Annotated in this window: 7 protein-coding genes and 1 pseudogene; 3 read left to right on the top strand and 5 right to left on the bottom strand. The window is 56.4% G+C overall.

Annotated elements, in window-relative coordinates:
* The 3 genes from hemF to Q0683_RS07610 all read left to right on the top strand — a co-directional run.
* A partial coding sequence (hemF, locus tag Q0683_RS07620; RefSeq protein WP_298977102.1) for an oxygen-dependent coproporphyrinogen oxidase occupies nt 1-944 on the top strand: 944 nt, incomplete at its 5' end.
* A gap of 28 nt (nt 945-972) precedes the next feature.
* On the top strand, nt 973-2,286 hold the full coding sequence (locus Q0683_RS07615) for a cytochrome c biogenesis protein (protein WP_298977100.1): 1,314 nt from the start codon (nt 973-975) through the stop codon (nt 2,284-2,286).
* Between the two features lie 66 nt (nt 2,287-2,352).
* Nucleotides 2,353-4,581 carry a cation-translocating P-type ATPase gene (locus tag Q0683_RS07610; RefSeq protein WP_298615914.1) on the top strand — a complete coding sequence of 743 codons (2,229 nt, stop codon included), beginning with the start codon at nt 2,353-2,355 and terminating at the stop codon, nt 4,579-4,581.
* A gap of 162 nt (nt 4,582-4,743) precedes the next feature.
* Here the strand turns inward: Q0683_RS07610 and Q0683_RS07605 are convergent, their stop codons facing one another.
* The 5 genes and pseudogenes from Q0683_RS07605 to Q0683_RS07585 form a co-directional block, all read right to left on the bottom strand.
* The gene (locus tag Q0683_RS07605) at nt 4,744-5,274 is read right to left on the bottom strand and encodes a prepilin-type N-terminal cleavage/methylation domain-containing protein (protein ID WP_298977098.1); all 531 of its coding nucleotides are present in this window, start codon (nt 5,272-5,274) and stop codon (nt 4,744-4,746) included.
* Between the two features lie 111 nt (nt 5,275-5,385).
* Nucleotides 5,386-5,928 carry a hypothetical protein gene (locus Q0683_RS07600; RefSeq protein ID WP_298977096.1) on the bottom strand — a complete coding sequence of 181 codons (543 nt, stop codon included), beginning with the start codon at nt 5,926-5,928 and terminating at the stop codon, nt 5,386-5,388.
* Between the two features lie 11 nt (nt 5,929-5,939).
* Nucleotides 5,940-6,941 (bottom strand): prepilin-type N-terminal cleavage/methylation domain-containing protein, encoded by a 1,002-nt coding sequence (locus tag Q0683_RS07595; RefSeq protein WP_298977095.1) that lies wholly within the window; start codon nt 6,939-6,941, stop codon nt 5,940-5,942.
* Nucleotides 6,942-6,953: 12 nt separating this feature from the next.
* Nucleotides 6,954-7,613, bottom strand: coding sequence for a hypothetical protein (locus Q0683_RS07590; RefSeq protein WP_298977093.1), 660 nt, complete (start codon nt 7,611-7,613; stop codon nt 6,954-6,956).
* Between the two features lie 20 nt (nt 7,614-7,633).
* A pseudogene (locus tag Q0683_RS07585) lies at nt 7,634-8,400 on the bottom strand (hypothetical protein); the annotation flags it as partial.

Below are 8,400 nucleotides of genomic sequence, written 5' to 3'. Positions count from 1 at the left end.
ATTTACAGGATCAAATTTGTCAGGCTTTAGAGGCTGCCGATGGCGGTGCCCAGTTTCAGGAGGACACTTGGGAGCGACCCGAAGGCGGTGGCGGGCGATCGCGGGTGATGAAAAATGGCCGCCTTTTGGAGCAGGGGGGAGTCAATTTCTCGGAAGTCTGGGGCGATCAGTTGCCGCCCTCCATTTTGGCGCAGCGGCCAGAGGCTGCCGGCCATCCCTTCTATGCCACCGGTACCTCCATGGTGCTCCATCCCCGCAATCCCTATGTGCCGACGGTGCATTTGAACTACCGCTACTTTGAGGCGGGGCCGGTGTGGTGGTTTGGGGGGGGAGCGGATTTGACCCCCTACTACCCCTTTGCAGAAGATGCGAAACACTTCCACCAGGTGCACAAGGCTGCCTGCGATCGCCACCACAGCGAGTATTACCCCGTCTTCAAGCGCTGGTGTGACGAATACTTTTATCTCAAGCACCGCGGCGAAACCCGCGGCGTCGGCGGCATTTTCTTTGACTACCAAGATGGCAGCGATCGCGAGCTGTACCGTGGCCCTGACCCCAATGGCGAAGCGGCTCGCTATAGCCGCCAAGTCGGTTCAATTGGCCCTCGTTCCTGGGAAGATCTCTTTGCTTTTATTCAAAGCTGTGGTCAAGCCTTCCTAGAAGCCTATCTGCCGATTGTGGAACGGCGGCGTCACATGGAGTATGGCGATCGCGAGCGGCAATTCCAGCTCTACCGGCGGGGGCGCTATGTGGAATTTAACCTTGTCTATGACCGGGGCACCATCTTTGGCCTGCAGACCAATGGCCGCACGGAGTCTATTTTGATGTCCTTGCCCCCCCTGGTGCGCTGGGAATATGGCTATCAGCCAGAGCCTAACACTCCTGAAGCAGAACTGTACACCACATTTTTGAAGCCCCAAGACTGGGTCAATTGGCAACAATAAGTTAACCCTCATAAGGAGCAGTGCCCCTGTGGTTCGCCGTGTTTTTGCCCTCCTTGGAGACCTGCGTCTGGCCATTCTCCTACTTTTGGGGATTGCGATCGCCAGTATTGGCGGCACCGTGATTGAGCAGGGGCAATCCCTCAGCTTCTATCAAGCCAACTATCCCGAAGACCCCGCCCTCTTTGGCTTTCTCAGTTGGCGAGTCCTCCTGGCCCTAGGGTTAGACCATGTGTATCACACCCCCTGGTATCTCACCCTGTTGGTGCTCTTTGGGGCAAGTTTGATTGCCTGTACCCTGAGTCGTCAGGTGCCCGCCCTGACCGCCGCCCAACGCTGGCAGTACTACCAAGCACCGCGACAGTTCACCAAGCTGGCCCTCAGCACCACCATTCCCCAAGGTTCCCTCAAGGACTTGGCCACCGCCTTGACCGCAAGGGGCTACCGCGTCTGGCACACCGATAACCAGCTCTATGCCCGCAAGGGCCTTGTTGGGCGCATTGGCCCGATTGTTGTCCATGCCAGTATGATCCTGATTTTGCTGGGGGGAATTTTGGGAGCACTCACAGGCTTTACGGCTCAGGAACTGGTGCCCAGTGGCGAGACTTTTCATTTACAGCACATTGTGCAAGCAGGCCCCCTTGCCCGCATTCCCCAAGATTGGGCGGTGAAAGTCAACCGCTTTTGGATTGACTACACGGATAGCGGCGCCATTGACCAGTTTTACTCGGATTTATCGGTGCTCGATGGGCAAGGGCAGGAGGTAAAGCGGGGCACTATCCATGTCAACCGGCCCCTCAGGTACGGCGGCGTAACCCTCTATCAGGCGGACTGGGGGATTGCCGCCCTTCGCTTTCGCCTCAACAACAGTCCTGTGCTGCAACTGCCCATGGCTCAACTGGAAACAGAGGGGAAAGGTCGCCTCTGGGGCACATGGCTTCCCACCAAGCCGGATCTCGCGGAAGGGATTGCCCTGATTGCGCAGGATCTTCAAGGCACGGTTCTCCTCTACGGCCCCAAGGGGGAGTTTCTCAGGAGCCTGCGCACGGGCATGAGTACAGAAATCAATGGGGTGAAGCTGACGTTGGTTGAAGTGGTGGGCAGTACGGGGCTGCAAATTAAAGCGGATCCGGGAATTCCCCTCTTCTATGCGGGGTTTGCCCTGCTCATGGCCGGCGTGATCATGAGCTACGTCTCCCATTCCCAAGTGTGGGGGCTGCAGGAGAACGAAATCCTCTACCTGGGCGGACGCACGAATCGGGCACAGTTGACCTTTGAGCAGGAATTGGCGGCGATCGCCTCTGAATTGACTCCCCAAAATTCCCCCGCCGAGGTGGACGCCTAACCCCTTGACTCTCCAGTTGACCGGAGACTTCAGGATCAACGGAGAGGGAACAAGGGAAAGGCTAAGATGACTCACCTCACCTTCAAAGTGCAGGGGATGCACTGTGCCGCCTGCGCCAATGTGGTGGAAACTGCCCTGCGATCGCTGGCGGGGGTAGTGGACTGTGAAATTCATTTTGCCGCCGGCCAAGCCAGTGTGACTTACGATCCCCAGCGGGTGACCTGGCTGGATTTGCAGGAGGCGATCGCCAAAGCCGGCTACCAGGCGGAGCGACTGCCGGCGGAGGGACTGGTCAGCGACACCGCCGCCGAGGAGTTTGCCTATCGGGCTGAACTGCGCCGTCTCAAACGCCGCCTTCTCTTTGCCGGGAGCGCCACGCTTCTGTTGCTCCTCGGGAACCTGCCGATGATGACGGGGGGGCCTGTTCCCCCTTGGCTGCACCATCCTGGGGTACAACTGCTGCTGACGGCCCCAATTCAGTTTTGGAGTGGCGAATCCTTCTATCAGGGGGCATGGCGGGCGCTGCGCTATCGCACCGCAACGATGGATACCTTGGTGGCCCTGGGCACGAGTGTTGCCTTTTTCTACTCCCTTTTGGTGACGCTCTTTCCCCAAGCCTTCCATGACTATTCCCCAGCGGTCTATTACGAGGTGTCGGCGGTGGTCATTACCCTGATTCTTTTAGGACGCCTTCTGGAAAGTCGAGCTAAGCGGGAAACTGCCGCCGCCCTGCGCAAGCTCCTAGCCCTACAACCCAAAACAGCGCGGGTCATTCGCAATGGGGAAGCGGTGGAGGTTCCCCTGATTGCAGTGCAGGGGGGAGATTTGCTACTGGTGCGCCCCGGCGAAACAATTCCCGTGGATGGCGAGATTGTGGCCGGGACTTCAACGGTGGACGAATCCATGGTGACCGGCGAGAGCCTGCCGCTGGCAAAGTACCCAGGGGATGAGGTGATTGGCGCTACCCTCAATCAAACGGGCAGTTTGCAAATCCGTGCCACACGGGTGGGGCAGCAAACCTTTTTGGCCCAGATTATTCAACGGGTGCAGCAGGCGCAGGCCTCCAAGGCCCCCATTCAAAAACTGGCGGATCGCATTACGGCGTGGTTTGTGCCCGCAGTCTTGGCGATCGCCCTCCTTACGGGGCTACTGTGGCTTACCCTTGGCCGCAATCCCACCCTGGCCCTGGTCACTCCGATGAGTGTCTTGATCATTGCCTGTCCCTGTGCCCTTGGCTTGGCAACCCCCACCTCCATCATGGTGGCCACGGGCAAAGCGGCGGAGTATGGCATTTTAATCAAAGATGCCCGCAGTCTCCAACTGGCGCAGCGCCTGCAAACCCTTGTCCTCGACAAAACCGGAACGCTGACCCAAGGCCATCCCAGCGTTACCGACTTCTATGCTGAAGGGGATGCCCACACCCTCTTGTGCCTTGCCGCCAGTGTGGAGGCGCACTCGGAGCATCCCCTGGCGGCGGCGGTGGTCGAATATGCCCAAGGGCAGGGGATCCCTCTGCAACCGGTTCGCGATTTTGCCGCCACCGTTGGTCAGGGGGTAGAAGGCCTCGTTGCAGATCGGTGGGTGCGCGTCGGCACGCCCGCCTTTCTGGAAGCCCGCGGTGTTGACACCGCCCCTTGGCAGTCCCACGCCCAGCGTCTTGCCCAAGGGGGAAAAACCGTTGTTTGGATTGCCGTGGAGGAAAGCGTCAAGGGTCTAGTGGCCATTGCCGATCCCCTCAAGCCCGAAGCGGCGGCGGTGGTAGCTGCCCTCAAGGGCATGGGATTGGAGGTAATTTTACTGACAGGAGATCACGCCGGTACGGCTGCCGCGATCGCCCGGCAAGTGGGGATTGACCATTACGTTGCCGGGGTGCGCCCCGCCCAAAAGGCAGAAATGATTGCTGCCCTGCAGCGTCAGGGCAACGTTGTGGGAATGGTGGGCGATGGCCTCAATGACGCCCCAGCCCTAGCGCAAGCGGATGTGAGCCTTGCCCTCGGCACGGGCACCGATGTGGCGATCGCCAGCAGCGACATTACCCTAATTTCCGGTCATCTTCAGGGCATTGTTACCGCCCTCCAACTCAGCCGTGCCACAATCCGCAATATTCAGCAGAATCTCTTTTTTGCCTTCATTTACAATGGGGCCGGTATCCCCATTGCCGCGGGTGCCCTCTACCCCTTGAATGGCTGGCTTCTCAACCCCATGGTGGCGGGGGCAGCCATGGCCTTTAGTTCCTTCTCGGTGGTCATGAATGCGCTGCGCCTGCGCCGTTTTCGCCCCTTCTCCAAGGCGTGATTTCAAAGGGCAACATGTGGCAGTTTGGGCAGTTCCATCCCCAGAATTGCATCATTACCCAAGACTTCAATCTCCACCGCCTACCCGCCCCCTTGGAGGAGCTGCTGCAAATTCCGGTTTTGATTCCCTAGAATTATTCTGTTGTCTGGATTGGGTAAAACTTCAGTGGGGTGCCGCTTCCTCAGTTTCCCAACAGTCCCTCGGCGGGGCAGCCGTTGTTCCCTCTTTTACAGAAGCAGTGGTGACGCCAAAACTGCCGGGCTTTGCCCAAACACACCCTAAAACCCCTGTCCCTGCTGGCTCAATTGCTGTAGCCTTTACCAAGGCATACTTCGGATCGCCCTCCTTAAAGGAAAGGGAAAGAGGGTGGTAGCCCTCTACTCGATAACCGCCACCACTCGTATCATAGATTTCTAGGAGCGATAGCTCAGGGGCAAAAGTTTTGTGGCGCACGCGGTAGGCCTCCTGGGCGCGGTTCACGGCCCCAACTGCGGCCTTGGCACCGGCAAGTTGCGCCTTGTGTTTTTGATTCAAGAGGGAGGGCAGGGCAATCAAAGCAATTACCCCCATAATAACAATCACTGCCAATACTTCTGGAAATGACAACCCGCTATTGTCATTGATTTGGCGGCGCCGCTCCAGTTGTTCATGGAGTGTAAAGAGCAATTTCAGGCAAGTGACAGGTGCCGGCATAATATCATCCTTGAATAGACGGGGAGTGTCGGAACTTTTAGCTCTCGCTTAGGGAGACGCGGCTGAGTTTTTAGTCTTGTTTTAATTTCGAGCAACTCTACAAATGTTACCCTAATCGGTACGCATTGCCCCCAACACCGTCGAGAGGTGCACACAGCGGAGATAGTCATCTTCATAGTCAAAGATGCTAAAGGAGATGCGCCGAGGCGTCCTTGGGGTAATCACTCGACCTTGGTGGTCAAAAGCAAGCTCGCATTGATTGGTAGCCACTGCTTGCCGGCACTCTAACGCTTCCCCGTCAGCACCTGGTGGGGCGTTAAAGTCTGTTTCCCTCATCACCATGACAATCTGGTCATCCTCTTCAACAAGGGGCTGCCACCTCCATTGATCCCGCGGGGTAGTGGTGGGGTTCATTGTCCACTCTACGCCCGTATCTGTATTGCGAAAGGCCACCACCCAAGGCAACTTTTCTCTTTTGGCGGTAGCTTGGGCAAGGCGCAACGCATTGCGGGCATTATTGGTGGCTGCTCGTACCCGTTGCTGCTGCAACAGCGGGAAGAGGCTCATTGCGCCAATGCCGAAGATCACCGCAATTAGGACAATAACCACCAAGACCTCAGCGAAGCTATATCCCAACTGCCGTGCGCTTTTCATACCAGACTCCTTTAGAAATTCGGAACTTTACGCTGCACAGAGCGGCTCAGCACAGTGGTTGTGATCACGGGTCGAGTAGCTTCATCTTGGGCACGAATGCCCGGCAGCCCCTGGGGGTTCCCCCGCAGATAAACAAAGGTGGCATTGTTGAAGCTTGCCCCCCGTGACTGCACACAGGCATAAAAGCTGTTGGGCACACCCGCATTGGCTAAGGGCGTCCTCACATAGGGGGGGACAAAGGGATTGTCAATCCCTTGTTGGCAAGGAATAAGAGCACCCTCATTATCCCAATTGAGGTCAATAAAGTCTGTCACCACCACTGCTTGCGCCATGTCGGCTATAGGTCGCGCACCCTGCAGACTTGCGTTTGTGTTCACGTTAATTGGCCACTGGGCAAAGTTGGTAAAGCCACTTGGCTCAACGTAACCTTGATTGAGTTCAAGACGGTTATTGGTCACTGTTCTATATTTACGCAGTGCGTAGCGAAGCAGCCGCGCCTGACCCTGCCACACAGGATCAGGGGCTGTATCGAGATAGTACACCACTAATGTGTAAGCACGACGCCCATTTCTCAGGGCAATGCAATCAGTTCGCAGGTCCCCTGAAAATATGTTGCAATCTTGCGGAATCACGTTACCGTTGCCAAATCGGTTTTGGTCGTAGGGCACAGGTTCAAGAATCCACATTGCCAGCACAGGATTCATTGTGTTAGGAAACGGCGGCAAAAAGTTGGTCAACGGCTGACTCCGAGTTCCTGTACCGCATTGCCCCCCATTGCCCGCTAAGCAGTTGCCGTTATAGACAAACACCGCTTCCGACAGATCTGTGCTGATCATATCCATTGCTGCCTTGAGATCTTGGCGCAACTGATTCAAGGAGGCCTCGCGGGTTTCCGTTTGCAGCATATCAATCAAGAGCGCCCCTAAGGAGACCACAATGACCGAGGCCATCACTAAGGACACTAAAATTTCCACAAGGGTAAAACCTTTCTGCCGCTGCTGCCAGAGTTTCATCGGCTAATCTCCTTAGGAACAGTTGGTTAAGCGACACAGTGTCTGTGAAGAATCACTGCGAATGATTTCCGTTGTCAACACTGCCAAGGGGCGCGTCTCGGCTCCCACAAGTGAACTGGTCATTGCCGCTGGTTCTTGGTTAATTGGGGTTTCTGAGGCGGTCACAGGAACAGCCTGCGCACTATAGACCCGTACCTGCACCGGATAGGCCAACACCAAGTCAGCATTATTCACAGTCAGTTGACCGCGATACACCTGCACAGCAAACTCTGTATTGTTGAGACGACGGCGGCAGGCTTGAGTCGCATTGGTTGGCAAGCCTAAATTTCCAGGGCAATCTACCAATCTATCAGGGGGGGGCTGGGCAGAAAGCCGATCTGCTTGGCCAAGGGTTGGGGTTGGGCGCACAAAACTCTCAGGGGGTAGCACACCGGCTGTGGTTCTGCGGATTTCTATCCCTTGCTCCATCATTACCCGCAGTCGATCAACTTCGGCACGCGCTAGCTCTGTGGCCTGGTTAATGCGGTCATTGCGCAACCGTGTGGCTGCCACCATCAGCAGCGGGGCTGCCAGCATGGCCACTCCTAAGTTGACCACCAGAATAGCGATAATGCATTCTACCAGCGTCAGACCCTGATCGGGGTGTTGCTGCCGCTTCAATCGAAGACCCATAGAGAGATTACCTCCATCGCTTAAGCAGGACAATTGATTACGCCCGGATCAATGCGGCCATCGCCCATGCCCTCGGGACGTTGGGCACAGCGCAAGCGCAGGATATAGGGATCATCTGCTGGCAGTTCAGTGAAGTACTCACTGCGTTGACGGCCAGGAGAGATAAAGCGCGAAGCCACAGGCCCCGCCGGCGCCAGTTGCAGCGCCACATCGTACCCCCAGCGGCGAGTGGGAGCGCCGTAGTATCGAATTAGCTCAGCACCTGTGGCAGGACAGTTAAAGGCAGTGTTCACATTCCTGCAACGTGAATCAGAGTTTTCATTCAGTTCCCACTGGTCCTGGTCAAAGGGAGCTGTGGCTTGGGTAGAGAAGTTGAGTTGAATAAACGAACCCTGAATCCAGAGATTCTTCTGACCCCCCCAGTCTTCCAAAAACCGCGGGAAGTTGTGCATGCCACCATAGGACTGGTTAGGCCGCGAGGGCACAATGCCACTGACAATGACGGCATTGACACGCGTATCAGCGGCATTAATAAGCTGGCGACCACCCTCGTTAAAGTTGCGAAAGTTAGTGTGCGGCTGGCCATTATGAGTGGGAATACCATTTTTGTTAACCTCTACTGGTGCTTCAGCTTCTCTAATGCCTGGGTATCCTTCCCGCTTCCATTCCCCTGGTGGTAATGGTCTGCCTTGTCTGTCTTCTGGACGGTTGGCATTAAGGAACGAAGTCCTACCTTGCCATGGATCACAAGTAGAGTAGGGGTAGGGAGGATTAATTCGATTTGTGC

The organism is uncultured Thermosynechococcus sp. (assembly GCF_938074695.1).
Lineage (GTDB): Bacteria > Cyanobacteriota > Cyanobacteriia > Thermosynechococcales > Thermosynechococcaceae > Thermosynechococcus.
The sequence above is the reverse complement of the archived record's forward strand: the minus strand, read 5'-3'. Positions and strand labels throughout refer to the sequence as shown.

What these genes read in the sequence shown, in the direction of transcription:
- Q0683_RS07610 (WP_298615914.1), top strand. Translation starts at nt 2,353, where the DNA reads ATGACTCACCTCACCTTCAAAGTGCAGGGGATGCACTGTGCCGCCTGC.
- Q0683_RS07605 (WP_298977098.1), bottom strand. Translation starts at nt 5,274, where the DNA reads ATGCCGGCACCTGTCACTTGCCTGAAATTGCTCTTTACACTCCATGAA.
- Q0683_RS07600 (WP_298977096.1), bottom strand. Translation starts at nt 5,928, where the DNA reads ATGAAAAGCGCACGGCAGTTGGGATATAGCTTCGCTGAGGTCTTGGTG.
- Q0683_RS07595 (WP_298977095.1), bottom strand. Translation starts at nt 6,941, where the DNA reads ATGAAACTCTGGCAGCAGCGGCAGAAAGGTTTTACCCTTGTGGAAATT.
- Q0683_RS07590 (WP_298977093.1), bottom strand. Translation starts at nt 7,613, where the DNA reads ATGGGTCTTCGATTGAAGCGGCAGCAACACCCCGATCAGGGTCTGACG.